The organism is Streptomyces sp. NPDC033229 (assembly GCF_055576875.1).
In genome coordinates this window covers 1-26,853 of record NZ_JBVIQR010000007.1, presented here as the reverse complement: position 1 = coordinate 26,853, position 26,853 = coordinate 1, and the positions used below count along the sequence as shown (strand labels likewise).

Annotated in this window: 21 protein-coding genes; 6 read left to right on the top strand and 15 right to left on the bottom strand. The window is 71.2% G+C overall.

Going from position 1 to position 26,853, the window contains the following annotated elements; translation table 11 throughout:
• Window positions 1–120: 120 nt before the first annotated feature.
• On the bottom strand, window positions 121–3,279 hold the full coding sequence (locus ACZ53N_RS08640) for an endo-alpha-N-acetylgalactosaminidase family protein (RefSeq protein ID WP_469140201.1): 3,159 nt from the start codon (window positions 3,277–3,279) through the stop codon (window positions 121–123).
• A gap of 237 nt (window positions 3,280–3,516) precedes the next feature.
• Between ACZ53N_RS08640 and ACZ53N_RS08635 the strand changes: the two genes are divergently transcribed.
• Window positions 3,517–3,915, top strand: a complete 399-nt coding sequence (locus ACZ53N_RS08635) for a VOC family protein (protein ID WP_469140200.1) — start codon at window positions 3,517–3,519, stop codon at window positions 3,913–3,915.
• Between the two features lie 68 nt (window positions 3,916–3,983).
• On the opposite strand, the gene ACZ53N_RS08630 is transcribed toward ACZ53N_RS08635, so the two are convergent.
• The 5 genes from ACZ53N_RS08630 to ACZ53N_RS08610 all read right to left on the bottom strand — a co-directional run bounded on the left by ACZ53N_RS08630 (window position 3,984) and on the right by ACZ53N_RS08610 (window position 8,776).
• A complete protein-coding gene (locus ACZ53N_RS08630; RefSeq protein WP_365371126.1) occupies window positions 3,984–4,679 on the bottom strand; it encodes an MBL fold metallo-hydrolase in 696 nt (231 codons plus the stop codon).
• A gap of 140 nt (window positions 4,680–4,819) precedes the next feature.
• The gene (locus ACZ53N_RS08625; protein WP_469140199.1) at window positions 4,820–5,980 is read right to left on the bottom strand and encodes a sensor histidine kinase; all 1,161 of its coding nucleotides are present in this window, start codon (window positions 5,978–5,980) and stop codon (window positions 4,820–4,822) included.
• Window positions 5,977–6,654 carry a response regulator gene (locus ACZ53N_RS08620; protein ID WP_469140198.1) on the bottom strand — a complete coding sequence of 226 codons (678 nt, stop codon included), beginning with the start codon at window positions 6,652–6,654 and terminating at the stop codon, window positions 5,977–5,979. Before ACZ53N_RS08620 ends, ACZ53N_RS08625 begins: the two co-directional genes overlap by 4 nt.
• Window positions 6,655–6,841: 187 nt before the next feature.
• Window positions 6,842–7,660, bottom strand: a complete 819-nt coding sequence (locus tag ACZ53N_RS08615) for a hypothetical protein (RefSeq protein WP_469140197.1) — start codon at window positions 7,658–7,660, stop codon at window positions 6,842–6,844.
• Window positions 7,661–7,969: 309 nt separating this feature from the next.
• A complete protein-coding gene (locus ACZ53N_RS08610; protein WP_469140196.1) occupies window positions 7,970–8,776 on the bottom strand; it encodes a S1 family peptidase in 807 nt (268 codons plus the stop codon).
• A gap of 302 nt (window positions 8,777–9,078) precedes the next feature.
• On the opposite strand from ACZ53N_RS08610, the gene ACZ53N_RS08605 reads away from it, so the two are divergent.
• A complete protein-coding gene (locus ACZ53N_RS08605; RefSeq protein WP_469140195.1) occupies window positions 9,079–9,951 on the top strand; it encodes a hypothetical protein in 873 nt (290 codons plus the stop codon).
• Between the two features lie 184 nt (window positions 9,952–10,135).
• Here the strand turns inward: ACZ53N_RS08605 and ACZ53N_RS08600 are convergent, their stop codons facing one another.
• Window positions 10,136–11,230: a glycoside hydrolase family 113 gene (locus ACZ53N_RS08600; protein ID WP_469140194.1), complete on the bottom strand. Its 1,095-nt coding sequence runs from the start codon at window positions 11,228–11,230 to the stop codon at window positions 10,136–10,138.
• Window positions 11,227–13,107, bottom strand: coding sequence for a DUF2334 domain-containing protein (locus ACZ53N_RS08595; RefSeq protein ID WP_469140193.1), 1,881 nt, complete (start codon window positions 13,105–13,107; stop codon window positions 11,227–11,229). The genes ACZ53N_RS08600 and ACZ53N_RS08595 overlap by 4 nt, the downstream gene beginning before the upstream one ends.
• A gap of 412 nt (window positions 13,108–13,519) precedes the next feature.
• On the opposite strand from ACZ53N_RS08595, the gene ACZ53N_RS08590 reads away from it, so the two are divergent.
• From ACZ53N_RS08590 to ACZ53N_RS08575, 4 genes are all read left to right on the top strand, one after another.
• A complete protein-coding gene (locus ACZ53N_RS08590; protein WP_469140192.1) occupies window positions 13,520–13,684 on the top strand; it encodes a hypothetical protein in 165 nt (54 codons plus the stop codon).
• Window positions 13,681–14,934 carry a glycosyltransferase gene (locus tag ACZ53N_RS08585; RefSeq protein WP_469140191.1) on the top strand — a complete coding sequence of 418 codons (1,254 nt, stop codon included), beginning with the start codon at window positions 13,681–13,683 and terminating at the stop codon, window positions 14,932–14,934. Before ACZ53N_RS08590 ends, ACZ53N_RS08585 begins: the two co-directional genes overlap by 4 nt.
• A gap of 173 nt (window positions 14,935–15,107) precedes the next feature.
• Window positions 15,108–16,301: a non-hydrolyzing UDP-N-acetylglucosamine 2-epimerase gene (wecB, locus tag ACZ53N_RS08580; protein ID WP_469140190.1), complete on the top strand. Its 1,194-nt coding sequence runs from the start codon at window positions 15,108–15,110 to the stop codon at window positions 16,299–16,301.
• Window positions 16,298–16,969 carry a calcium-binding protein gene (locus ACZ53N_RS08575; protein WP_469140189.1) on the top strand — a complete coding sequence of 224 codons (672 nt, stop codon included), beginning with the start codon at window positions 16,298–16,300 and terminating at the stop codon, window positions 16,967–16,969. Before wecB ends, ACZ53N_RS08575 begins: the two co-directional genes overlap by 4 nt.
• Before the next feature lie 117 nt (window positions 16,970–17,086).
• Here the strand turns inward: ACZ53N_RS08575 and ACZ53N_RS08570 are convergent, their stop codons facing one another.
• The 7 genes from ACZ53N_RS08570 to ACZ53N_RS08540 all read right to left on the bottom strand — a co-directional run.
• Window positions 17,087–17,308: a helix-turn-helix domain-containing protein gene (locus ACZ53N_RS08570; RefSeq protein ID WP_062039671.1), complete on the bottom strand. Its 222-nt coding sequence runs from the start codon at window positions 17,306–17,308 to the stop codon at window positions 17,087–17,089.
• On the bottom strand, window positions 17,308–17,799 hold the full coding sequence (locus tag ACZ53N_RS08565; RefSeq protein ID WP_469140188.1) for a DUF2975 domain-containing protein: 492 nt from the start codon (window positions 17,797–17,799) through the stop codon (window positions 17,308–17,310). Before ACZ53N_RS08565 ends, ACZ53N_RS08570 begins: the two co-directional genes overlap by 1 nt.
• Before the next feature lie 260 nt (window positions 17,800–18,059).
• On the bottom strand, window positions 18,060–19,520 hold the full coding sequence (locus ACZ53N_RS08560; protein WP_469140187.1) for a glutamate synthase subunit beta: 1,461 nt from the start codon (window positions 19,518–19,520) through the stop codon (window positions 18,060–18,062).
• Entirely contained in the window at window positions 19,513–24,102 is a 4,590-nt protein-coding gene (gene gltB, locus ACZ53N_RS08555) for a glutamate synthase large subunit (protein WP_469140186.1), read from the bottom strand. The genes ACZ53N_RS08560 and gltB overlap by 8 nt, the downstream gene beginning before the upstream one ends.
• 285 nt (window positions 24,103–24,387) lie before the next feature.
• Window positions 24,388–25,119, bottom strand: coding sequence for a VIT1/CCC1 transporter family protein (locus tag ACZ53N_RS08550; protein ID WP_469140185.1), 732 nt, complete (start codon window positions 25,117–25,119; stop codon window positions 24,388–24,390).
• A 215-nt stretch (window positions 25,120–25,334) separates the two neighbouring features.
• Entirely contained in the window at window positions 25,335–26,372 is a 1,038-nt protein-coding gene (lgt, locus tag ACZ53N_RS08545) for a prolipoprotein diacylglyceryl transferase (RefSeq protein WP_469140184.1), read from the bottom strand.
• A gap of 130 nt (window positions 26,373–26,502) precedes the next feature.
• The coding region (locus ACZ53N_RS08540; protein ID WP_469140183.1) for a DsbA family protein at window positions 26,503–26,853 on the bottom strand (351 nt) is incomplete at its 5' end.

Sequence of the window (26,853 nt, the reverse complement as noted above, 5' to 3'; positions counted from 1 at the left end):
ATGGGCCGGTCGCCCGCCAGAGGGCGGGCGCGATCGGCCGGAAGCGCGTGGTCCGGCTCGGCGGCGGGCGCCGGTGAACGGGGGTGCGGGGGGGGGCAGGGTGCCCGTACTCCCCGGTGATCACCGGCCGGTGGCGGTGACCACCGGGACGGGCCCTGTGGGGGGCTCTTGGCCGAGGTCGTGCACGGTGAAGCCGTCGAGGACGAACTCCGCGGTCCCGTTGTCGCCCACTTTCCGCAGGCCCACCCATGCCTCGCCCGTGGGCGGCGCGGTGAACTCGTGGGTGTGGGTGGTGGGCCGGGTGGCGGCGGGCAGGGGCGTGCGGGTGAGTTCCCGCGCCGCGGGTTCGTCGACGGCGGTGATCCAGGCGTATTGGCCGGCCGTCTCGTTCTCGTAGCGGAAGGCCACCCGGTAGCGGTGTCCGGGGGTGAAGCGGACGGTGTGCGGGACGGTCCGGTAGACCAGGCCCGTGTTCTCGCCGCGTGATTTGAGGGACTGGGTGCCGTCGATGACGTCGTCGACGGCCTTTCCGTTCCAGCCGCGCTGGGTGTAGGGCGCGTGCCGTTGGGCGATGTGGGTGCGGGGGTCGGTGACGCCGCCCGCGTCGCCCTTGACGAACGGGCCCCAGCCTTGGGGTACGTGCTCGAAGTCCTCGTGGACGAGGGCGCCGTGCGTGGGGGTGCGGCGCGCGGCCACGATCCGTACGTTCGCGAAGCGGACCCGTGCCCGGCCGGCGGCGGCCGTGAGGGAGAGCGTCACCGGTCCCCCGCCGCGGGGCACGGTGAAGTACGTGAACATCCGCTGGTAGCGGGTGCCGTGCTTGCGGTCCGCGGCCATGTGGTTGCCGGCGGTGGAGGTGTCCGTCCAGTTCACCGCCGTGATCCCGTCGGCCGTGCGGACGTGGAGGGCCGCCCGGCGCCGCTCCCCCGCCGACGAGCCGACCTCGACCTGTACGGACGCGGCGTAGGTGCCGGGCCTCAGCCGGGCGGGCCGCTGGCTCACGGTGGCCGCCGGGCCGGCGCCGATGACGAGTTCCCACTCGCCCCGTTCGCCGAGGGCCACGGCGGCGGGCCCGGTGACCGTCCAGGCGTCCAGGGTCCCGGAGTTGAAGCCGGGGTCGCGCAGGGGGGTGCCCTCGCCCCAGGCGGGGTCGCGGCGGGTGCGGGGCCGCTCGCGGGTGAGGACGTAGGGCTGGTCGGGCGCGGCCCGGACTGCGATGTTTCCGTCGTGTACGGGGAGGGCGAGAGGGTCGGCGCGGCCCTGGTCGGTGAGGCGGTGCAGGACCACGCTCTTCAGTCCGGCCCAGCCGCGGGGCAGGGTCCAGGTGGTGGCTCCGCCCCGGGGGTTGTAGTGGTAGAGCTTGGCGGGGTCGGTGGCCTCCCTTGGTTCCCACGGCAGGAGGTAGGTGTCGCCGTCGTAGACCGTGCGGCCGTCGGTGGTGATCCGGCGGGTGCCGTCCTCGCCGGGCCGGGAGGTGACGGTGGTGTGCGTCGGGCCGGCGAAGGTGACGCGGTGTTCCTCCCAGGTGTGGACGGGAAAGGCCTGGAGGTATTTGGCCGGGAGGTTCTCGGTCCAGATGCGGCGGTAGAACGGCGCCCAGTCGGTCTTGCCCTGCCAGCCTTCGAAGGTGCCGAGCTTGGCCGTGCCCAGGAGGGGCCATTTGTCGGCGAAGACGTCCTTCTGGTGGTGGCGGATGAAGCGGATGAGTCGGGAGTTGATCCCGCGTGAGGTGTCGGGGCCGTAGTCGGTCTCGCTCGCCCAGTGGGACCACAGAGCCGAGCGTTCCAGGCCGTGGCCCCATTCGGTGGTGATCTGCCAGCCCTGGTCGCGCAGATGGCGCTGGAGGCGGTCGGAGTTCCAGCCGGACTCCCGGAAGACGTCGATGTAGAGGGTGTTCAGGGCGGGGTCGGTCTCGTCGCGCAGTTGCCGGAAGCGGCGGGCGATGTCGCCGGAGACCAGGTCGCGGCGGGGATCGATGCGGTAGGACTGGTCGAGCCAGTCCCACTGCCGGTCGCCGGTGTCGACGAGGGTCTCGGAGAAGGCGTGGGCGACGGGGTAGGACTCGGTGGTGTTGACGTGGACGGCGAAGTCGCTGTGCCAGGTCTTCCCGGCGCGGACCAGGGTGTTGAGGTCGTCGAGCCCGCCGGCGCGGCTGTTGTGGTTGCCGCCGTAGTCGGGGTGCGCGGAGTCGTGGCCCTCGGACTGGTAGCCCTTGAGGAGGGTGAACTGGCGTAGCCCGTCGGTGGCGAGGCAGATCCGTTTGACGTTGTCGAGGGTGGTGAGGAAGGGGTTCGTGGCCTGGCTGGCGAAGTTGAACGCGATGTGCGGGACGACCCGCAGGTGCTGTTCGTCGGCGCCGAGGGGGTTGACCATGATGTCGCGCATGGCGATGGCGGCGTCCTGCCAGTCGACCTTGCCGTCGCCGTTGCGGTCGCCGGTGAGGACGACCGTGGCGTAGGGCAGTGGTTCGGTGGCTTCGACGGGTGCGGTGGCGGCCCGGTGGGTCCACTGGCCGCAGCCGATACGGGCCTCGGTGCGGCCGGGGCGTTTGACGGTCTGCCGCCACAGCCGGCCGTTCTCCCAGGCGGTGGCGCGGTCGGGGGTGTCGTGGACGGTGTTGGTCTCGAGGGCGGCGGCGAGCTGGTCGGTGCTGACGACGGCGTACGCGCAGCCGGTGGGGTCGGGCTCGGCGGGGGTGTCGGGGGTGACCTGGATGAGGGTGTCGCCGCTCCGGTTCTTGTCGAGTTCGATGCGGGCGGCGAGGAGCGTCGCGCCCGGCTGGGTGCTGCGGACGCCGAGCAGTGCCAGCCCGGGGATGCTGAGGGTGCCGACGCGGAGGGCGGCGGTGTCGGCGATGCGGGTGACGCGCCAGTCCACCCGCCGGTCACCGACCTGGATTTCGATGTTTATCCGGGTGCCGCCGCTGAAGGCGAGAGCGTACGCCGCCAGGTCGCCGGAGGGGGCGAGGGTGAGGGTGACGTCCGGGGTGTGCGGGGTGTCGTCGATGAGCACCGAGGTGACGGGGTCCTCCTGCCCGTGGAGCACGGCTCGGGTGGCGCGGTCGGTGTAGGAGAGGATCCGGGGGAAGGCGGTGTCGAGGCGTACCTCCAGCGTGGTGGAGCGCAGGGTGGTCTCGTCGGCGGTGCGGGCGTGGGCGGCGCCGGTGGTGGTGAGGGCGGTGCCGAGGCCGGCGAGTGCGGTGGTGACGACGAGGGCCCGTCGACTGGGGCCGGTGGTGTCCCGGGGCTCCGCCGGTGTCTGCACGCCTTCCGGATCCACGCTGCTCGCTCCTCCGTACGCCGTTGGGTCACGTCACTTCACGGTCGCGTCGCTTCGACGGGACGCGTCCTTTGGACAGGACAGGTCGCGTCACTTCGACAGGTCGCGGCGAAGTACGGACACCGTGGGGCGGTGGTGGCGGGTGGGACCATGGACAAAAGTGAGCGGTTGTTGGACAAACGCGGGCCGGGTGGCCCGGTGGGTGGACAATCGGCCCGGGGCGGGCAGGATCTCCTCATGATCGCGAAACTTCAGTGCACCGTCATCGACTGTCCGGACCCGGCCGCGCTGGCGACCTTCTACGCCGGGATCCTCGGCTGGCGGGTGGACGACAACGACCCGGAGTGGGTGTGGCTGACCGCCGAGGACGGCCGTCGGATCGCCTTCCAGCTCGCTGAGGACCACCAGCCGCCGCGCTGGCCGGATTCCGCCCATCCGCAGCAGATGCATCTGGACTTCGACGTCCCCACGATCGAGGACATGGAGCGGGCGCAGCGCGAGGTGATCGCGCTGGGGGCGACGTTCCTCCACGACAGCGGGGGTGAGCGGTCCGGTTTCCGGGTGTTCTCCGATCCTGCGGGCCACCCGTTCTGCCTCTGCTACGGGCAGGAGCTGAAGGCCGACGGGCAGGACTGACCGGGGCCGACGGCCCCGGCATCTGGCCGGTGCCGTCGTGTCGGTGCCCTTCCGTCGCGGCGGGACGGTCAGCGCAGGTGTGCCGCGGTGGCGCGCAGGGCGTCGCCGGCGCCCTTGACGATCGGGTCGCCGTGGCCGAAGCAGGCGGTTTCGATGTCGAGGGCGGCCTGGCGCCGGAAGGAGGCGATGGACTGCTCCCGGTCGACGTTGAAGATGCCGAGTATGGCGGCGCCCTCGTGGGAGGCAATGGTGTCGCCGGTGAAGAGCGCCTTGGCCGCCGGGAGGTGCACGGCGACGCTGCCCGCCGTGTGGCCGGGGACGTGGACGATCCGCGCTTCCTGGCCCCAGTCGAGGGTGTCGCCGTCGACGAGCTCGCGGTGGACGGGGGACGGCGGGGCCGGAGGGACATGGGGGGTGATGGCCGCGTGGAGGGGGATTTCGAAGTCGAGGAGGACGGGCGGCGTTTCGGGGGCCTCGCCACGGATGACCGGGGCGTCGGCGGCGCCGGCCAGCACACGGGCGCCGGTGGCGGCGGCGAGGGCGGCGGCCGCGCCGGTGTGGTCGTGGTGGCTGTGGGTGAGCACGATCTCGCGCAGGTCGCCGGGGGCGCAGCCGAGGCCGGCGAGGGCGTCGAGGATGTCCCCCTCGGATCCGGCGATGCCGGTGTCCACGAGTGCCCAGCCGTCGGGCAGCCGCACGGCGTAGGCCTGGCCGACGGCGAAGCGCAGCATCCGGATGTCCTGGGTGACGTGAGAGATGTCCATGGGGATCACGTTAATGATCACGAAGTCGGCCCCAAATGGTTTGAGCTCAGGGCGGATTGAGCTCAGGGCGGATTGAGCCCGAGGCGAACAGCGCCCGTATGCATGGGCACCCCTGAGCAGGGCTCGCGTGGCCGTCCGGCTCAGCCGCGGGCCGGGCGGCGGTCCAGGGGGAAGAGCGCGGTGACCTCCCAGCCGCCCTCCGGTGCGGGGCCCGCGTGCAGCCGGCCGCCCATGGCCTTGGCCCGTTCGCCGAGGCCGACCAGGCCGAAGCCGCCGCCCCGGGCCTGTTCCGCGAGCCCGGCCGCGCTCCTGCCGTCGTCGGCGACGCGCAGTTCGACGCCTGCGGCGGTGCCGCGCACCCCCACGCGTACGGCCGTGGCGTCGGCGGCGTGCTTGCGGATGTTGGTCAGGGCCTCGCGGACGACGCGGTGGACGCCCGCCGCTACCTCGCCGGGGATCCAGGACTCCATGCCCTGCTCGATGTAGAGGACGACGGGCGGGCCGGTGCGGGCGAACGCCTCGGTCAGGGCCCTCACCTCGGGCAGGCCCGCGACGGGTTCGGTCTCGGCGTCGCCCTCGCGCAGGACGCCGACCAGCCGTCGCATCGCGCCGAGGGCCTCGCTCGCCGAGGTCTCGATCCGCTCGAACGCCGCCGCGGCGGCCCGGCCGTCGAGGGAGGTGAAGCGGGCGGCCTGGGCCTGTACGGCGATCCCGGTGACGTGGTGGGCGACGAGGTCGTGCAGTTCCCGGGCGAGTTCGAGCCGTTCGGCGGTGCGTACGGCCGCGAGATCGCGCACCCGTTGTCCGGACTGGTTGCGCAGCAGCAGGGAGTAGGTGCCGACGACGACGGTGAGCACCGCGAACAGGGCGGTGAAGCGGCCCGGGTTGAGGTCGCGCATGGGGGCGGCGAGACAGGCGGTCGCGAGCATCGGGCCGAGGACGGCGGCCGCCTTGGTGGTGGAGCGCTGGACGACGGCGGTCAGCAGGACGAGCAGGGCGATGGCCTCGCCCATGCCCCACACGACGGTCGGGTGCGGGCCGGCCGTGAGGGCGACGGTGGTGCCCCAGGAGACCGCGACGGCGACGGCGGCCCGTACCTCCAGAGGGATCCAGCCGTAGGGGACGGCGCACAGGCAGACGGCGACGCCCGAGGCCAGGACCACCGCGTGCGGTGGGCTGGGCTGCCGGGCGAGAGCGATGGACTCGAAGCCGACGAGGAAGAGCAGGAAGGCCCCGAGGACCGTCTTCGCGACCGCCGCGCGCCGGGGGTGCCGGGCGGCCCACCCGGCGACCGTTTTCATGTGCCGCCCGTGGCCAGCCCGCTCTCCCAGGCCCAGGCCGCGATCTCGACGCGGTTCCGGGCGTCGAGCTTGATCTGCACATTGGCCAGGTGGGTCTTCACCGTGGACAGGGAGACGAACAGTTCGGAGGCGATCTCGGCGTTGGTGGCGCCGCGCGCCAGACAGCGGACGACGTCCGCCTCGCGTTCGGTGAGCGGCTCGGACGGCTGCCGGGCCGGGCTCGCGGTGACGCCGGGGGCCATGTCGCGCAGCAGCCGGACGGTGATCGCGGGTGAGATGAGGGAGTCGCCGACGGCGGCGGCGTGGACGGCCTCGACGAGCATGGCCGGGCTGGCGTCCTTCAGGAGGAAGCCGGAGGCGCCGTTGCGGAGGGCGGTGTGGACGTATTCGTCGAGGTCGAAGGTGGTGACGATGACGATGCGCGGAACCCGGCCGCGCTCGGGGTGCGCGGCGGCGAGGGCGGAGAGCCGGCGGGTGACCTCCAGGCCGTCCAGCTTGGGCATGCGGATGTCGAGGAGCAGCACGTCGGGCCGGTGTTCCTCGACCGCGGCCAGGGCGGCCTCACCGTCCACGACGTCGGCGACGACGTCGATGTCGGGCTGGCTCTCCAGGATCATCCGGAAGCCGGTGCGGACCATTTCCTGGTCGTCCGCGATGACCACGGTGATCGCCATGCTGTCCCCTTGCCTGCGTTCGGCTCGCGTGCTGGTCGGTACGCGGGAGGGAGGCCGCCCCGCGTGCGCGTGATGGGTCGTCGGTGCCGGAAGGGTGCGCGCGCCCCGGGCCGGAGGGGCGTCCCTCCATGTCACCGGGGGTGTCGTGGTGCCGCAACCGCAGCGTGGCGGCGGGTGCGGGCCCGCCTCAGGCGTCGGCGCGCCCGGAGCGGCGGACCGCGAAGCGGACGGCGTACGCCCCGCCGCCGAGGGTGAGCAGGACGGCGCCCGCGAGGGCGGGAGCGGCGATGTCGTGCCGGCCGTTGATGGCCGCGCCGGCCTGGACGACGCGCTTGACGGGGTTGCTGGAGGTCGCGAGGCGCGTCTCGTGCTTCGCAGCGTCGTGCTTCGCGCCGTTGTCCTTGCCGCCGGCGGCCGTGCCGCCGGTCTCGCGGGCGTCCGGGCGGCTGTCCGGGCGGCTGTCCGTGTGATCGCCGCCCGCGTCCGTGTGGTGTCCGGTGCGGAGGTCGGCGCGGGCCGCGTCACCGGCCGGGGTGGTGCGGGTCGCGGGGGCCGCGGCCGTTTTGGCGCCGGGCCGGTAGTCCTTCAGCGTGTCGCCGTCGGCGGCGAGGCGGTCGAGGTCGGAGCCGTCGGGCGTGTACCGCAGGGAGCCGGAGGCGAAGTCGTAGTAATGGGTCAGCCGGGACCCCTCGAGTGCGGCACGCAGGGTGGGGTGGGTGCCGTCGCCGCCGAGGATACGCAGGTGCAGCCGGCCCGCGTCGGCGGCCGGGCGGGTGGCGTCGAGGGTCCGCAGCGTGCCGCGGGAGATCACGTCGACGCTCGCGCCGGCGCTGCCGGAGTGCAGGCGCGCCCGGCTGCCGTCGGGCAGCAGCACCTGCTGGGTGACCGTGCGGGCGGCGGGCCGGTGGTCCTTGTCCGCCGCGAAGGCGCCGGCCACCGGCCAGAGCACCGCGCCGGTGGCTGCGGTGAGGACGGCGACGGCGACGATGCGGGACTGGGCGGACACGGAGTGCCTTCCGTTCGTACGGCTCGGACGGCGGTGCCGGGCTCGGAAGGATCACGCCGCTTCCGGTCGCCTTTCGGCTGCCGCCGCACCACGCCCCTCACGTTACGGACATTTATCCGTCCCACACCTCGACTGTCCGACCCATTCTCGGCCCGTCCCACCTCGGCCGAAAGGATGAGCGGGGCCCGTCCGCGTCATACCGAAGTCGCGCGGGCGGGCCGTCTCACGTCGTACCCGGCTCTCGGGCAGCTGCTCACCGACGAGGCCGTGATCACCCGGAAATGCCAGGTCAGCGGGGTTGGAGCCGGGTCAGCCGCCCAGGCTCGCGGCGGCGCTGCGGATGTCCGCGGCGAAGGTGCTCACCTCGGAGTAGACACCGGGGTAGCCGGGCCGCGCGCAGCCCTGGCCCCAGCTGACGATGCCGACCTGGATCCAGGCTCCCGCGTTGTCCTTGCGGAACATCGGACCGCCGGAGTCGCCCTGGCAGGTGTCCACGCCGCCCTGCTGCAGGTATCCGGCGCATATCTCCTCGTCGTCGACGAGGTTGCTGTAGGCGTTCTTGCAGGTGGCGTCGTCGACGAACGGGACGGTGGCCTTCAGCAGGTAGCGCTGCTGGCTGCCGCCCTCACGGTTGGCGCCCCAGCCGGCGATGGTGAAGTCGCCGGAGTTGTACGCCGCGGTGTCGGCCGCCTTGAGGGTGGGGAGGTCGATGGGCTTGGCGAGCTTGATCAGCGCCCAGTCCTTGCCCTGGCCGTCGTAGCCGGGGGCCTGGAGGACGCGGGTCGACTTGACCTTGATCGCCGAGGAGGAGTTGAGGTCCACGACCCCGGCCGTGGCGGTGATCGAGGTGTTCGCGCCGCTGCCGCTCACGCAGTGCGCGGCGGTGAGGACGATCTGCTTGGTGTAGAGGGAACCGCCGCAGCCCATGGACAGCCGCACCATCCACGGGAACTCGCCCTGCTGGGCACGGGTGCCGCCGACGACACCGGGACTGGGCCTGACGCCGGGGTCCCGGTCCTGGGCCGCCTGCGCGCTGCCGGGCTGGAGGCTGAACACGGCGAGGGCGACCGCACCGACCGCCGCCGCTCTCTTGAACGCCTTGAGGTAGTTGCGCAACGTGCTTCCTTTCGTGGGAGGTTGCGCTCCTACCGAGATCATTGTCAGGATCATGTCAATCCGATATCCGAACATGCCCCTTCGGAGCGCGGTGCGATTATCAGGGCGTGTGACAGCAGCAACAAGGGTGGCGTTTCGGCCAGTCGAGTTCAGTCGGGTCCGGTCTCAGCCAGTCTCAATAAGTCATAGCTGGTCTCAGGCGGTCACATTCGGGCGGGGCCCGTCTCGGGCGGGTCCCCTTCCGCGTGGAATCCACGCCCGTAAAGTGGGACACGACCGGGGAACCTGACGGGGGGCACGGGGTGGGGTCGGACGTAGAGATCGAGCACGGATTCCCGCATCTCGAGACCGTGCGCACCGCGATCACCGCGCTGTACCGACGGCTCTCCCCCGATACCGTGCGGACCTTCGGCGTGAGCGTGCTCCCGGTCGACGTGGCCTTCTCGGCCGACGAGGACCCGTATCTGGGAGTGCAGCGCGTCGCCGGCGCCATGGTGCGCCATCTGCGGCTGCCCGATGCCCGGATGATCGTCTCGTTCCGTGAGATGCGGCACGCGGGAAGCATCGAACTCGCCGCCGGGCCCGAGTACTTCATCGAGCTCAACTCACGCTTCAAGTCCCACCGCGAGGACATCGGCGCGGCCCTCGCGCACGAGGTGATGCACGTCTATCTGCACCGCCTGGACCTCGCCTTCCCCGGCACCCGTGACAACGAGATCCTCACGGACACCGCGGCCGCGTACCTCGGCGCGGGCTGGCTGCTGCTGGACGCCTACCGCGAGTCCTCGGTCTCGACGCAGAAGCTCGGCTATCTCACCCCGGAGGAGTTCGGCTACGTCCTCGCCAAGCGCGCGCTGGTCTTCGACGAGGACCCCTCCCCCTGGTTCACCAGCCCGCAGGGGTACGAGGCGTACACCACGGGCCTGGCCCGGGCGCGCCGGGACGAGCGGCGCCCGCCGCTCGCCGCCGCGGGGCGGCTCGGCCGGCACCGCTACGGCCGGGACCGCCGTACCGCGCGCGGTTCGGCCGCCGACGGTTACGACTTCGAGGGCCACGGCCCGACGCACGTCAGCTTTCCCTGTCCGACGTGCCACCAGCGCATCCGGGTGCCGGTCCAGGGACGGCTGCGCGCCCGGTGCGGGCTGTGCGGCACGGTGCTGGACTGCGACACGTAGTGCCGTCCGGCGGTTCTTCGACTGCCGCCCGCTGTGATGCCACTCGCCTGACCGGCGGATCTTCGACTGCCGACCGCTGTGCCGCCTGCGGCGGCGGGCGCCCTGCGGGCGCGTCCTCAAACGCCGGACGGGCTGCATTGGCTGAGCCCGGCCGATAGCGGCCCGTCCGGCGCCGGCGGCAATGTCACTCCCGGTCGCCGGACGGGCCGGCGGGTGACCACCAGCGGCGCAGCACCTTCTCGGCGGGCTTGCCGTGCGGGGTGTACGCGAGTCGCCGGGCTGTCTCGCCGCTGTCCGGCCAGTCGTCCCACATCCACCAGCACACCCCGGCCCACCAGGGCTTCTTGTCGAAGGCCGACAGCAACGCCTCGTAGGCGGCGGCCTGTTCGTCCTCCCCCGCGCGCTTGCTGATCGTCCAGGAGTAGGGAGCGGTGGTGGTGCCGCGCTGGCTGACGTAGCCGGCCTCGGTGAAGAGGATCTTGCGGTCCCGGCGGGCGGCGAAGGCCGCCAGTTCCCCGATGATCGGCTGCCAGGCCCGGCGCAACCGCGCGGGGTCGGCGGTGGCCTTGCCGGCCAGCGGCCAGTAGGCGTCGATGCCGATGACGTCGAGGTCCTTCCAGAACGGGACCTTCTGGTACTCGTCGTAGTTGGCGGCGTAGGTGAGGGGGCCGTGGTAGCGCTCGCGGACGGCGGCGATGACGCGCCGCCAGCGCGGTCCGTCGCCGGAGGTGCCCGCGAGTTCGGTGCCGACCGCGAGCTGCTCGGCGCCGGTGTCGGCGGCCAGGCGCGCATAGTGGGTGATGAAGCGCTCGTACGCGGTGAACCAGGCGTCGGTGTCGCGGGGCCGGATCTCGGCCCGGTCGCCGCCGCGCACCAGGTCGACGTGCGGCTTGAGCATGGTCTTCAGGCCGGCGGCGTGGGCGAGGCCGATGATGTGGCGCAGGCTGTCGTCGTCGGCGGTCTCGTCCGTGGTGCGCAGCTGCGAGTCGGTGACGCGACCCTGGTACCAGGTGGGGGTGAAGGTCACCCAGCGGGCGCCGGTGGCCGCGATCTGCCGTAGGTAGCCGGCGGCTTCGGGGCTGCTGTAGTCGTCGGTGTTCCATGAGGGGAGGGTGATGCCGCGCAGTCCGCTCACCTTCCTGTCGTCGGGTGTTCCGCCGCCGCGGCCGGTCGCCCGGCCGGTGGGTGCGTCCCGCCCGGCCGTGCCGTCGGACTGGCACGCGGCGAGGAAGAGGACGGCCGCCGCCAGCAGGGCGGCCGTCCCCTTCTTCGCACTCACTGGCTGAGGTCCGCGGGGGCGACGAAGGTGTAGCCGAGGGCGCGGATGCCCTCGATCGTCTGCTTGAGCGGTTCCACCGCGAAGTACGGGTGGTAGAAGAAGCTGGCCACGCCGTCCCGCACCGCCAGGTTGGCCTTGGCGGAGTTGATCAGGTCGGCGGGCAGCCGGGCCGGGTGGTTGTTGTACGGCTCGGGCTCGTAGTTGCCGAGGTTCTCGGGGAGCACGGTCGTACCGTAGACGTCCTTCACCGCGTACGGGAAGAACTGGCCGATGTAACGGCTGGGATTCACGGTGCCGCCACTGAGCGTGCCCGCGAAGTACAGCGACCGTTCGAGCCGGGCGGAGAAGTTCTTCCCGAACACGCGGTAGTCGGTGGCGGAGGCCGCGTAGTGCGGGGTGGTCCACAGGGTGGGTTTGGGCAGTCCCGCGGCGGTGAAGGCGGTGAGGCCGGCGGTGACGCGGCTCTGCGCCCAGACGGTGGAGTCCTCGGGGACCGGCCCGTCGTAGACGACGTTGTCGCCGGCGTCGACGTGGGCGCGGAAGAACTCGAAGTCGTCACCGGTGACGCCGTTGTACGGGTTGGCGACGTTGCCGTACTGGTGGGTGTTGCCGTGGTTCATCAGGACCGCGCCGCGGTCGAGCATGTACTTGATGGCGGCGACGACCTGGGGGCGCTGGGCCAGGGTGGAGGTCTTGGGCACGCCGTTGTTGTAGGCGCCCTTGGGGTCGGTGTAGACGGGGATGACGTTGATCCCGTAGGGGATCTTCTGGGAGTGGAGGTAATCGGCCATGGTCCGCAGTTGGGCCGGGTCGGCCTCGGGGCTGATGTCCTCCAGCCGGACGAAGGCCCGGTGCCGCTCGGCGGTCTGCGGGGCGAGCACGTCGAAGAGCAGGTCCTCGAAGACGATGACGCGGTCGGTCTCGGAGACGTAGCTGAAGGGGATCTCGCCCACGTAGGTGAGATTGCGGGAACGGATCGCCCAGGGGCTGGTGTCGCCGGAGATGGCGTCCGTGGCCTCGGCGAGCTGGGTGACCTGGGGGAAGCCGGGGCCGGTGGAGAGGGCGGGGTGCAGCACTCCGCTGTCGAAGCCGGTCGGGATCTTCCGGGTCAGCTGTCGGCCCTTGTAGTCGACGCGGTCGATCCGCCCGACGGTGCCGCCCTGCTCGTAGTACGAGTTGGTGGGGTCCCAGCCGTAGGCCTGCTGGAAGGCGGAGACGCCGACGGCGTTGGCCATGCCCCAGATGTTGTCGCCGATCCAGGTGACGGGACGGCTGGTGGCCAGGGCGTCCTGGTAGAAGGCGGCGGGGATGGCGTCGGGGAGGGTGCCCCCGTAGTAGGTGGAGCCGAGGTAGACCGTGGCGGTGTACTGCTCGACCATGCCCCGTGTGTACGCGGAGACGGGTTTGGCGGTGACGGTGCCGAAGTGGCCGGCCAGGTTGGCCGCCGCCATCGCGTACAGCTCGCCCAGGTGTCCGTAGGGGCCGGCCGTGTCGTACAGGACGAGGGCCGAGGTCCCGGCGGGTGCGGCGGCCTGGACGGCCGGCGCCGCCGCCTTGGCGGGAGCGGCCGGCTTCGTGAAGAGCGCCGTGCGCGTCGTGGTGACCCCGGTCGAACTCGCGGGCCGCGCTGCGGGCTTGACCGCGGGCCTGGCCGGCGCGGTGGGCTCGGCGGGCCGGACGGTGAGGGTGCCCGCGCGGCGCTTCTGGTCGTTGGCGAGGCGGGCCTTGGCCCAGGCCTTCAGCTCCGAGGGTTTGGGGCCGGACAGCGACACCGGGTCGATGCCCTTCAGATGCTGCGGCCACTGCCGGTCGCCCGGGTCCTTTGCCGCTTGTGCGCTGGAAAGCGCGATGCCGCCCCATAGGGCGGCGACAATCATGAAGACGATGGAGATCCGGGAAATCCCTGATCTCCTTCTCATTTTCCTCACAGCGCGGTTCCCCCCTGTTTCACGAACCCGTTGTCGCCACCTCCGGGAGTTCGGAGGCCCGACAGTTGACAGATTCTTCTTGTGGGGTTTGACCGGTGTCAATAGACAACAACGATCCAGAGCGTTCATTTCCCGACACCGGTATTGGTACAGACCAAAGATCACATCCGTCACATGCTCGCCCCATCAGGCCTAATTACCGTTAGGTCCCGAGAATTTGAGATTCCGATCAAACAACTCCCACCAAGTCCGACAAGAAGACCGGTTGAGTCTGATACTTTCCCTCCGCACGCCTCAAGCGAGGCGAAAAATGGGGGGGGAACCCATGTACGGAAAACCCGCTCTGGGGACAGTCCTGCCTATGGCCGGGCTGACGGCGGCTCCCGAGGTGCTGCCCGGCATCCCCTTTGCCCGGGGACTACAGGAAGCCGCCGGGGCCGGATTCCTGCTGTACTGCGCGGTCGCGCTGACTCTTATATCGGTCAAACTGTGGTTCGCCGTGCGAAATCTCGGTGAACGGTCATGATCTCCGAAATTCTCGTCTGGGCCAGCATTGCCATCATTGTGATGGCCGGCGGCTACAACACCACGCTCTTCATTCTCTCCAGACGCCGCATCCGACGTAGGCGCGGCCCCCGGGAGGAGCGTTTCTATATCTTCCTCCTCGCCTGTCTGAACGAGGAGACGGTGCTCGCCGAGAGCCTCGCCCGCATTACTGCCCTGCCAGCCGGTAAATTCATCGCCCTGGTCATCGACGACGCCTCGGACGACGGCACCGCCGACATCGCGCGCGCCGCCGACCCCGAGCGGGTCCATCTGCTCCAGCGGTATTTGCCGGACGCCCGTAAAGGAAAAGGCGCGGCCCTCAACAACGGCATCCGCCACCTCCGCGCGTCGGGCATCCTCGACGGCCACGACCCGCGCAACGTCATCGTCTGTGTCGTGGACGCGGACGGCCGACTGGACCAGCACGTGGTGCAGTCGGTCGACCCCTTCTTCGACAACCCGCGTACCGGCGGCACCCAGATCGGTGTCCGGATGTACAACCGGGACAAGGGCCTGCTCGCCCGGCTCCAGGACATGGAGTTCGTGATCTACGGCGACATCTTCCAGAAGGCCCGCCGCTACATCGGCAGCGTCGGCATGGGCGGCAACGGCCAGTTCATGCGGCTCGCCGCGCTCGACAGCCTCATGGGCGAGGACGGCAGCGGCCCGTGGAGCGACTCCCTGACCGAGGACCTCGACCTCGGGGTGCGGCTGATCTCCCACGGCTGGACCAATCAGCACTGCACCGCCGCGGCGGTCTCCCAGCAGGCCGTCCTCGACGTCCGCCGTCTGGTGCGCCAGCGGTCCCGCTGGTTCCAGGGCCATCTGCAGTCGGCGGGGCTGGTGCCGACGATCCTGCGCGACATCCCCACCCGGCCCGCGCTGGACCTGCTCTACCACCTCTCCAGCCCGGTGCTGATCCTGCTCACCTCACTGCTGCCGCTGTCCTTCCTCGTCGCCACGGCCGGCACGGTCGTCGGCTCCGTCCAGGCGGGACACCCGCTGATCTCCCCGATGTGGATCCTCGGGCCGTACGTCCTGTCCTTCACGGCGGCGTACGCGTACGGGTTCGTCTATCACCGGCGCGAGCGCGACCTCGGGTTGCTGCGCGCGATCCTGCTCTCGCACGTCTTCGTCTTCTACGGCTACATCTGGTTCGCCGCCGGATGGATGGGCCTGTGGCGGATGCTCACCGGCAAGCAGACCTGGCTCAAGACCGCGCGCACCTAGAGCCTGTCCGGCGGTTCTCCGCGGGCTCCCGACGCCCCGCACCGGTGGCACCTCCCACCCGAAGATCCGCCGGACAGGCCCCCAGCCGCACACGTCGACCACGCGTACGTCGACCACGCGCACATCCACTGCCCGAAATCCGCCCGCAGTCACCACCCTGTCTAGGGAGACCCATGTCCCCGAACATCATCAGCGCGCCCGTACGGGCCATGCTCGTACTGGGCACCCGTCCGGAGGCCATCAAACTGGCGCCCGTGGCCCGCGCCATGGCCGCCTCACCGCTGTTCGACCCCATCGTCGTCACCACCGGCCAGCACCGCGAGATGCTGCACCAGATGCTGGACCTCCTGCGGGTCGAGGTCCGCACGGAACTCGACGTGATGCGCGACCGGCAGGACCTCTCCAAACTGACGGCCCGGCTCGTCGACGGCCTCGGCGACGTGGTGCGCGAGCACCGCCCGGACCTCGTCATCGTCCAGGGCGACACCACCACCGCGCTGACCGGCGCGCTCGCCGCGTTCTACGAGCACATCCCCGTCGCCCACGTGGAGGCCGGGCTGCGCACGGGGGTGTTGGACAACCCCTTCCCCGAGGAGGCCAACCGGCGGCTCATCGGGCGGCTCGCGCGCTGGCACTTCGCCCCCACGCCCCGCGCCGCCCAGCACCTGACCGCCGAGGGCGTCCCCGCCACCCAGGTGTTCACGACCGGCAACACCGTCATCGACAACCTGCTGTGGGTGCTCGAGGAAGGCACCGGGAACAGCCTCTTCCGCACCAAGCTGCGGCGGGTCCTGCTCACCCTGCACCGCCGGGAGAACCAGGGCGACAAGATGCGGGCCATGGGCAAGGCCATGCGACGGCTCGCCGACCGCGGCGACGTGGAGATGGTGGTGCCGCTCCACAAGAGCCCGGCCGTCCGTGACGCGCTGCTCCCGGAGCTGACCGACCACCCCAACATCCACGTCGTCGAGCCGCTGGGCTATCTCGACTTCTCCGCGACCCTCGCCGCCTGCGACCTGGTACTGACCGATTCCGGCGGCATCCAGGAGGAGGCACCGAGCCTCGGCAAGCCGGCCCTGGTCCTGCGGACGACCACCGAACGGCCGGAGGCCGTCGAAGCGGGCGCGGCACGACTGGTGGGCACCGAGCCGGACGTCATCCTCAACGCGGCCGTCCACCTATTGGATGACGCGGAGGCGTACGAGCGGATGGCGACCGCCGGGAACCCCTTCGGGGACGGGCACGCCACCGACCGGATCGTGGCCCAACTCGCCGAGGACTTCGGGGCGGACGCCGAAACGGAACCGCCGTCGGGCCCGCTGATCGCCAGTCGCCCCGACGGACCGGGGTCATACTCGACGGCATGACGAGAGTTCACCGGCTCCTCGGTCTGACCCTGCTCGCCGCCGCCGTGCTCGTGGGCGCCGCCTTCGCGGTGGCCGGGCTGTGGGGAGGCGGTGACGACACGCCGGACCGGCCGTGGGCCGAGGGGTCGGTCCACGGCCCGTGGCGGTCGGTGTTCGACGGCCACGGGGACAACGTGGGCAGCGATGACGCCCTGGCCCTGTCCCCCATGCCGTCCCGGGTGCCCGAGGAGACCCACGCGGGACTGATCGTCTCCACCGCCGCGTACACCGACGTGGACTTCCGAGCCAGGATGCGGACGGTCGCCCAACTGCGCGTGCCCCGGCCCAACCCGTGGGAGGTGCCGTGGCTGGTCTGGGCGTACACCGACCCGGAGCACTTCTACTACATCACCCTCAAGCCGAACGGCTGGGAGCTGGGCAAGCGCGACCCCGCCTATCCCGGGGGACAGCGCTTCCTGGCGACGGGGGGCGGGAAGTTCCCGATCGGCTCGTGGTCCGACGTCCGGGTCGCCCAGCGGGGGGCCCGGATGGAGGTCAGCGTCGACGGGCGGGGGCTGGTCGCCTTCGAGGACCGCGAGCGCCCGCTGCTGAAGGGGAATGTGGGGGTGTACACGGAGGACGCGCGGGTGGAGTTCACGGGCCTGGTGGCGCGGAAGCTGGACGACTGACGGGGGATTTTCCCCTACCCGCTCCTTCGGAAGCGCTGGTCCCGTGCACGGCGGGAACGCAGGCGCGGGTCAGCGGGGAATGGGCGGGATCGGCGACGACGCTTCGGCGGGCACGGTTCATTCGCCCGCGGCGTCCTCGGCCTCCCAGCGAAGCAGGTCGCCCGGCTGGCACTCGAGCACCTCGCAGAGCGCAGCGAGCGTCGCGAAGCGCACCGCCTTGGCACGGCCGTTCTTGAGTACCGCCAGGTTGGCGGGCGTGATCCCTACGCGGTCCGCGAGTTCGCCCACGGACATCTTCCGCCTGGCCAGCATCACGTCGATGTCGACAGCGATCGGCATCAGATCACTTCGTCCAGCTCGGCCTGCATCTGAGCCGCTTCGACGTCGCGGGCGACGGCCTGGGCGAGCAGCATCCGCAGCACGAGCACGATGAGCGCGACTCCCAGGATGGCCACGCCGATCCCGCCCATGATGAGGGTGACGCCCGGGTCGTCCCGCTGGCCGGGCGCGTTCAGGGCCGTGACCGCGAACCACACGAGAGCAGCCGCGACGATCGCGCCGATGATGACGTCCACGTACCGGAAGGCGGCGTGGGAGAACACGGTTCCGCGTCGCACCATCGTCACCAGTCGCCATATGCAGACCAGGGCGACCTGGGCCGTCCCGATGCCCAGGATCGTGATCACGCGCAGCGGGGTCAGCGGGAGCGACCCGTCCTCCGGGTCGCTCCCGCTGGCCAACGCCCACACCATCAATGCCTGTACGAACACGGTGCCGGTGAGCACCAGCAGGAGCACGGCGCGCAGCGCGCGCACGGTCAGCTTTCCCATGACCCATCTTTCCATCGATTCACGATGGGAATCTATCGATTCACGATAGGTTCTGCAAGGGTTGAGCCGGAGGGCGGGCGGCTGTTTCGCACCGTGGCGCCCTGCCGCCGCCCCCTGTCGACCTCGCTCAGCCACAAAGGCCACTGCTCGGGTCCGGGGCGGAGCCCCGGGAAGACCGCGGCACCCGCCCCCGGTCGGGGAAAGGCGGGTGCCGCGTGTGTGGGGCCCGGCGGGCCGAAAACCGCCGGGAGTCGGCCGGGTCAGACCGTCAGTGCGCGGTCCGTCGGCCGCACCGGAGCCGGCAAGGCGCTGGTGCCGGTCAGGAAGCGGTCCACGCCACGGGCCGCGGAGCGGCCCTCGGCGATGGCCCAGACGATGAGCGACTGGCCGCGGCCGGCGTCACCGGCGACGTACACGCCGGGGACGTTCGTGGCGTACTCGCCGTCGCGGGCGATGTTGCCGCGCTCGTCCAGCTCCAGGCCGAACTGCTCGACGAGGCCGTTCTCGCGGTCGGTGCCGGTGAAGCCCATGGCGAGGGTGACGAGCTGGGCGGGGATGCGCCGCTCGGTGCCGGGCTTCTGCTCGAGCTTGCCGCCGGTGAACTCGACCTCCACGAGGTGCAGCCACTGGACGTTGCCGTCCTCGTCGCCCTCGAAGTGGGTGGTGGAGACCGAGTAGACCCGCTCGCCGCCCTCCTCGTGCGCGGAGGTGACCTTGTAGAGCATGGGGAAGGTGGGCCAGGGCTGGCCCGGGTTCCGCTCCTCCCCCGGCTTGGGCATGATCTCCAGCTGGGTGACGGAGGCCGCGCCCTGGCGGTGGGCCGTGCCGACGCAGTCGGCGCCGGTGTCGCCGCCGCCGATGACGACGACGTGCTTGCCCTCGGCGCTGATCGGGGAGACCGTCAGGTCGCCCTCCTGCACCTTGTTGGCGACGGGCAGGTACTCCATGGCGAAGTGGATGCCCCCCAGCTCACGCCCGGGGACAGGCAGGTCGCGGGAGGTCGTGGCACCGGCGGCGATCACGACGGCGTCGTAGCGCTTGCGCAGCTTCGCGGCGTCGATGTCCCGGCCGATCTCCACCTCCGTGCGGAACTTGGTGCCCTCCGCGCGCATCTGCTCGATGCGGCGGTTGATGTGCCGCTTCTCCATCTTGAACTCGGGGATGCCGTAGCGCAGCAGACCGCCGATGCGGTCGGCGCGCTCGTACACGGCCACGGTGTGGCCGGCCCGGGTCAGCTGCTGGGCGGCGGCGAGGCCGGCCGGGCCGGAGCCGATGACCGCGACGGTCTTGCCGGACAGCCGCTCGGGCGGCTGCGGTGTGACGTCGCCGGTGTCCCAGGCCTTGTCGATGATGGTGACTTCGACGTTCTTGATGGTGACGGCGGGCTGGTTGATGCCGAGGACGCAGGCGGACTCGCACGGCGCGGGGCACAGCCGGCCGGTGAACTCGGGGAAGTTGTTGGTGGCGTGCAGTCGCTCGCTGGCCGCCCGCCAGTCCTCGCGGTAGGCGTAGTCGTTCCACTCGGGGATGAGGTTCCCGAGCGGACAGCCGTTGTGGCAGAACGGGATGCCGCAGTCCATGCAGCGCCCGGCCTGCTTGCCGATGATCGGCAGCAGTGAGCCGGGGACGTAGACCTCGTTCCAGTCCTTGACGCGCTCGCCGGCGGGGCGGGTACGGGCGACCTCGCGGCCGGTGGTCAGGAAGCCCTTGGGGTCAGCCATGAGTCGCCGCCTCCATCATCTTCTCGTGGGTCTCCGTCTCGGAGAGCCCCGCTCGCTCGGCGGCGTCCTTGGCGGCGAGCACTGCCTTGTAGGTGGCCGGGATGACCTTGCTGAAGCGGGTCACGGCCGTGTCCCAGTCGGCGAGGAGCCTGGCCGCGACGGTGGAGGCGGTCTCCTCCTGGTGGCGGCGCACGACGTCGTGCAGCCACCGCTGGTCGTCGGCGTCGAGGGTGTCGACGGCGGCGGTCAGCTCCTTGTTGACGTTGTGGGGGTCCAGGTCGATGACGTAGGCGACGCCGCCGGACATGCCGGCCGCGAAGTTGCGCCCGGTCTCGCCGAGGACGACGGCCCGGCCGCCCGTCATGTACTCGCAGCCGTGGTCGCCCACGCCCTCGGAGACGACGGTGGCGCCGGAGTTGCGGACGCAGAACCGTTCGCCGACGCGGCCGCGGAGGTACATCTCGCCGCCGGTGGCACCGTAGGCGAGGGTGTTGCCGGCGATGACGGAGTACTCGGCGAGGTGGTCGGCGCCGCGGTCGGGGCGGACGACGACGCGGCCGCCGGAGAGGCCCTTGCCGACGTAGTCGTTGGCGTCGCCCTCCAGGCGCAGTGTGACGCCGCGCGGCAGGAAGGCGCCGAAGGACTGGCCGGCGGAGCCGGTGAAGGTGATGTCGATGGTGTCGTCGGGCAGTCCCGCGCCGCCGAACTTCTTGGTCACCTCGTGGCCGAGCATGGTGCCGACGGTGCGGTTGATGTTGCGGATCGCGACCTGGGCCCGGACGGGCTGGGCGTCCTCGGCGGACCGGGCGGCGAGGGCGTCGGCGGCGAGCTTGATCAGCTCGTTGTCGAGGGCCTTGGCCAGGCCGTGGTCCTGCTCGGTGACCCGGTGGCGGACGGCGCCGGCGGGCAGCTCGGGCACGTGCAGCAGCGGGGCCAGGTCCAGGCCCTGGGCCTTCCAGTGGGTCACGGCCTTGGCGGTGTCGAGGAGTTCGGCGCGGCCGACGGCCTCCTCCAGGGTGCGGAAGCCCAGCTCGGCGAGGAGTTCACGGACCTCCTCGGCGATGAACTCGAAGAAGTTGACGACGAATTCGGCCTTGCCGGAGAACCGCTCGCGCAGCACCGGGTTCTGGGTGGCGATGCCGACCGGGCAGGTGTCCAGGTGGCAGACGCGCATCATGACGCAGCCGGAGACGACCAGAGGGGCGGTCGCGAAGCCGAACTCCTCGGCGCCGAGGAGGGCGGCGATGATCACGTCACGGCCGGTCTTGAGCTGCCCGTCGGTCTGCACGACGATGCGGTCGCGCAGTCCGTTGAGGAGCAGGGTCTGCTGGGTCTCGGCGAGGCCGAGCTCCCAGGGGCCGCCGGCGTGCTTGAGCGAGGTCAGCGGGGAGGCGCCGGTGCCGCCGTCGTGGCCGGAGATCAGCACGACATCGGCGTGGGCCTTGGAGACGCCCGCCGCGACCGTGCCGACGCCGACCTCGGAGACCAGCTTCACATGGATGCGGGCCGCGGGGTTGGCGTTCTTCAGGTCGTGGATGAGCTGGGCGAGGTCCTCGATGGAGTAGATGTCGTGGTGCGGGGGCGGGGAGATCAGGCCGACGCCGGGGGTGGAGTGCCGGGTCTTCGCGACCCAGGGGTAGACCTTGTGGCCGGGCAGCTGGCCGCCCTCGCCGGGCTTGGCGCCCTGCGCCATCTTGATCTGGATGTCGTCGGAGTTGACGAGGTACTCGCTGGTGACGCCGAAGCGGCCGGAGGCGACCTGCTTGATGCTGGAGCGCCGGGCCGGGTCGTAGAGGCGGTCGGGGTCCTCGCCGCCCTCGCCGGTGTTGGACTTGGCGCCGAGCTGGTTCATGGCGATGGCGAGGGTCTCGTGGGCCTCGCGGGAGATCGAGCCGTACGACATGGCGCCGGTGGAGAAGCGCTTGACGATCTCGCTGACGGGCTCGACCTCGTCGAGGGGCACGGGGGTGCGGTCGCTCTTGAGGGCGAACAGCCCGCGCAGCGTCATCAGCCGCTGCGACTGCTCGTTCACGCGCTCGGTGTACTGCTTGAAGATGTCGTAGCGCCGGGAGCGGGTGGAGTGCTGGAGGCGGAAGACCGTGTCGGGGTCGAAGAGGTGCGGCTCGCCCTCGCGGCGCCACTGGTACTCGCCGCCGATGTCCAGCCGGCGGTGCGTCGCGGCGATGCCGGTGGCCGGGTAGGCCTTGGCGTGGCGGGCCGCGACCTCCTGGGCGATGACGTCCAGGCCGGCGCCGCCGATCTTGGTGGCGGTGCCGTGGAAGTAGGTGTCGACGAAGGTCTCGTCGAGGCCGACGGCCTCGAAGACCTGCGCGCCGCGGTAGGAGGCGACGGTGGAGATGCCCATCTTGGACATCACCTTCAGCACGCCCTTGCCGAGGGCGTATATGAGGTTGCGGATGGCGGTCTCGGGCTCGATACCGGGCAGGAAGGTGCCGGCCCGGACCAGGTCCTCGACGGACTCCATCGCCAGGTAGGGGTTGACGGCGGCGGCGCCGTAGCCGACGAGCAGCGCGACGTGGTGCACCTCGCGGACGTCACCGGCCTCGACCAGCAGGCCCACCTGGGTGCGCTGCTTGGTGCGGATGAGGTGGTGGTGGACGGCGGAGGTGAGCAGCAGGGAGGGGATCGGCGCGTGCTCGGCGTCGGAGTGCCGGTCGGACAGGACGATCAGACGGGCGCCGTCCTCGATGGCGGCGTCGACCTCGGCGTGGATCGCGGCGATCCGGGCGGCGAGCGCCTCGCCGCCGCCGCTGACCCGGTAGAGGCCGGAGAGGGTGGCGGCCTTGAGGCCGGGCAGGTCGCCGTCGGCGTTGATGTGGATGAGCTTGGCCAGCTCGTCGTTGTCGATGACGGGGAAGGGCAGGGTGACGCTGCGACAGGACGCGGCGGTCGGCTCCAGCAGATTGCGCTGCGGGCCGAGGGAGGAGATCAGCGAGGTGACCAGTTCCTCGCGGATGGCGTCCAGCGGCGGGTTCGTGACCTGCGCGAAGAGCTGGGTGAAGTAGTCGAAGAGCAGCCGGGGGCGCTCGGAGAGGGCGGCGATGGGCGAGTCGGTGCCCATCGAGCCGATGGGCTCGGCACCGGACTTGGCCATGGGCGCGAGGATGACGCGCAGCTCTTCCTCGGTGTAGCCGAAGGTCTGCTGGCGGCGGGTGACCGAGGCGTGGGTGTGCACGATGTGCTCGCGCTCGGGGAGGTCGGCCAGGTCGATGAGGCCGGTCTCCAGCCACTCGGCGTAGGGCCGCTCGGCGGCGAGCTCCGCCTTGATCTCGTCGTCCTCGATGATGCGGTGCTGGGCGGTGTCGACGAGGAACATCCGGCCGGGCTGGAGGCGGCCCTTGCGGACGATCCTCGAGGGGTCGATGTCGAGGACGCCGACCTCGGAGGAGAGGACGACGAGGCCGTCGTCGGTGACCCAGTAGCGGCCGGGGCGCAGGCCGTTGCGGTCGAGGACGGCGCCGACGAGGGTGCCGTCGGTGAAGGTGACGCAGGCCGGGCCGTCCCAGGGCTCCATCAGGGTGGAGTGGTACTGGTAGAAGGCGCGCCGGGCCGGGTCCATGGAGGTGTGGTTCTCCCAGGCCTCGGGGACCATCATCAGCACGCTGTGCGGCAGTGAGCGTCCGCCGAGGTGGAGGAGTTCGAGCACCTCGTCGAAGGAGGCGGAGTCGGAGGCGTCGGGGGTGCAGACGGGGAAGATCCGCGTCAGGTCCCGGTCCCCGAACAGCTCGCTCGCCAGCTGGGACTCGCGGGCTTGCATCCAGTTGCGGTTGCCCTTGACCGTGTTGATCTCGCCGTTGTGGGCGACGAAGCGGTACGGGTGGGCGAGCGGCCAGGAGGGGAAGGTGTTGGTGGAGAACCGGGAGTGCACCAGGGCGATGGCGGTGGCGCAGCGGCGGTCGGAGAGGTCCGGGAAGAACGGCTCCAGCTGCCCGGTGGTGAGCATGCCCTTGTAGACGATGGTGCGGGCGGAGAGGGAGGGGAAGTAGACACCCGCCTCCCGCTCGGCGCGCTTGCGCAGGGCGAAGGCCTTGCGGTCGAGGGCGAGGCCCTTGCTCTCTCCATCCGAAACGAACAGTTGGCGGAAGGCGGGCATGGTGGCGCGGGCGCCGTTGCCGAGCAGTTCGGGGGCGACGGGGACCTCGCGCCAGCCGAGGACGGTGAGGCCCTCCTCGGCGGCGATGGTCTCGATCTGTGAGACGGCGGCGTCGGCCTGCGGACCCGTCCCGTCCTCGTCGGCGGGGAGGAAGGCGATGCCGACGGCGTAGCCGCCTGCCTCGGGGAGGTCGAAGGTGACGCTCTCACGGAGGAAGGCGTCGGGGACCTGCATAAGAATGCCCGCGCCGTCCCCGGAGTCGGGCTCGGAGCCGGTGGCCCCGCGGTGTTCCAGATTGCGCAGGACGGTGAGGGCCTGCTCCACGAGCGCATGGCTCGCCTCGCCGGTCAGGGTCGCGACAAAGCCCACGCCACAGGCGTCGTGCTCATTGCGCGGGTCGTACATCCCCTGCTGGGCGGGGTGGGATGCGGCAAAAAAGGGGCGCATCGGCTCTCCCGTCGTCGTCATGGCATTTGCGGTGCCGAGGGACGACGTTGGCCCTCTGCGAAAGAATTTGGTGCAGGTTACAGGATGGCCCGCTTCTCGAAAAGCGGGCTACTTCATTCCAGCATGTGGACACCGCATGCGCGAGGCGGGGCGTCCCTGGAGTGGTGGGAACACCCGGCCCGGCCGTACCGGACGTCGGCGCAGCCGGTGGCGACATTGCCCGCGGCGCTTCCGGTCTATGCCCGGACCGCGCGGACTTGAAACAGCGGGGTTACCCGCATGTTATGCGGCGGTGCGCATAAAGCATCACCCCAAGGTGGCGCCGAAGGCAATACCCAGGGCGTACGTCACACCCGCCGCGGCCCCGCCCAGCAGCAGCTGGCGCAGCCCGCTGAACCACCACGACCGCGCCGTCACTCTCGCCACCACGGCACCGCATGCGAAGAGTCCCAGCAGGGCGAGCAGCACCGCGGGCCACAGCTGGGTGGCGCCCAGCAGATACGGCAGGACGGGCAGCAGGGCGCCCAGGGCGAACGAGCCGAAGGAGGAGACGGCGGCGACCGTGGGCGAGGGGAGGTCGGAGGGGTCGATGCCGAGCTCCTCGCGCGCGTGGATCTCCAGCGCCTGCTCGGGGTCGGCGGACAGCTGCCGGGCGACCTCCCGCGCGAGGCGGGGCTCGACGCCGCGTGACTCGTACAGCGCGGCGAGCTCCGCGAGCTCGTCGGCGGGGTGCTTGCGCAGCTCGCGCCGCTCCACGTCCAGCTCGGCCAGCACCAGCTCGCGCTGGGAGGCGACCGAGGTGTATTCACCGGCCGCCATGGAGAAGGCACCGGCCGCGAGCCCGGCCAGCCCGGTGATCACGATCGTCTGCGAAGAGGCGGAACCGCCCGCGACGCCCGTCATGAGGGCGACGTTGGAGACCAGTCCGTCCATGGCCCCGAAGACCGCGGGGCGCAGCCAGCCGCCGTTCACATCGCGGTGCGTGTGGTTGTCGCGGTGCGCTATGTGCGGTGCCTCTGCCGTATCGAGGACAGACATCTTCGCTCGTGCTCCCTTCCCCAGGGGAGGGCCTGCCGCCCGCCCCTCAATAAGTCGAAGGTACGCACGAATTGCGGTGATCCGCTAGCAAGGAAGGCCGAACTTACCTCTCTGACCTGCGCAAACGCGAAGGGCCCGGAAAAATTCCCGGGAAAAGCCCGAGGGCCGCCGGACCTTGGCGGTCCGGCGGCCCTCGGGGATGACGACGTCCCGGGTCAGAGCTTCTTGCCCGGCTTGTCGGCCGACGCGTCGGCGGCGGCATCGGCGGCTTCCCCGGAAACGGCCTCTTCGGGCTTCTTGACCGGCTTGGGGGGCAGCTCCTTGACCGGCTTCGGAGCCGGCTTCCCGGCAGCACCCTCGACCTGGTCCGTCTTGCCTGCCTTCTCGGACTTCTCCGGCGTGCCACCCGGCACGGCGCCCGGCCCGTCCTCGGCGGCGGCGGGCTCCACCACGGTCTCCCGGCCGGGCCGGCGCTTCGCGGAGATGATCATGTAGGCGATGGCGGCGAGGAACAGGACGATCGAGGTCCAGCCGTTGAGCCGCAGGCCCAGCAGGTGGTGGGCGTCGTCGACGCGCAGGTACTCGGTCCAGAAGCGGCCCACCGTGTACGCGGCGACGTACAGGGCGAAGGCCCGGCCGTGGCCGAGCGTGAACCGGCGGTCCGCCCAGATCACCAGCGCCGCGACACCGAGGCACCACAGCGACTCGTACAGGAACGTCGGGTGGTACGTCCCCGCGATCCGCCCGATCCCGGGGTCCGCGTCGATCTTGAGCGCCCACGGCAGGTCCGTGGGCTTGCCGTAGAGCTCCTGGTTGAACCAGTTGCCCCAGCGGCCGATGGCCTGCGCCACCGCGAGGCCGGGCGCCAGCGCGTCCGCCCAGGCCGGGAGCGGGATCCCACGGCGCCGGCAGCCGATCCAGGCGCCCACCGCGCCGAGCGCGACGGCACCCCAGATGCCGAGCCCGCCCTCCCAGATCTTGAAGGCGTTGACCCAGTCCCGCCCCTCACCGAAGTACAGCTCGTAGTCGGTGATCACGTGATAGAGGCGGCCGCCGACGAGCCCGAAGGGCACCGCCCACACGGCGATGTCGGCGACCGTCCCGGCCCGCCCACCGCGCGCGATCCAGCGCCGGTTGCCGAGCCAGACGGCGACGAAGACGCCGATGATGATGCAGAAGGCATAGCCGCGCAACGGGACCGGTCCGAGGTGGATCACACCGGTCGACGGGCTGGGAATGTAAGCGATGTCCATGGCAGCACCGACGCTACCTTGCCGGGACGCGCCCCCGGCAACCCACCCGGCGCAACGGCTGCGTAACGGCCCTCCGGCAGCCCGGCGTCACAGCGACCCGTAACGCCGTCGGCAGTGGCCCCCGGCGGCCTCAGTTCTTCGCCGCGCCCGCGACCATCTGCCGCAGCTTCTCAGGAGTGAGGGGGTTGGCCTGGTCGCCGTAGATGCTCTTGCCGTCGAGGAGGACGGTCGGGGTGGCGTGGAAGGCGGACTTGCCGAAGGACTCGTGGGACTTCTTCACCCAGCTGTCGTGGGTGCCGTCGTTCACACAGGTGCGGAAGGGCGGGCTGTCCAGGCCCGGGATCTTGCGGGCCAGCTCCAGCAGACGGGCCTTCTTGCCGAAGGCATCGTCGGTCTCCGCCGGCTGGTTCTTGTAGAGCAGGTCGTGGAACGCGGAGAACTTGCCGACGTCCTGCGCGCACGCCGCCGCGTTCGCCGCGTT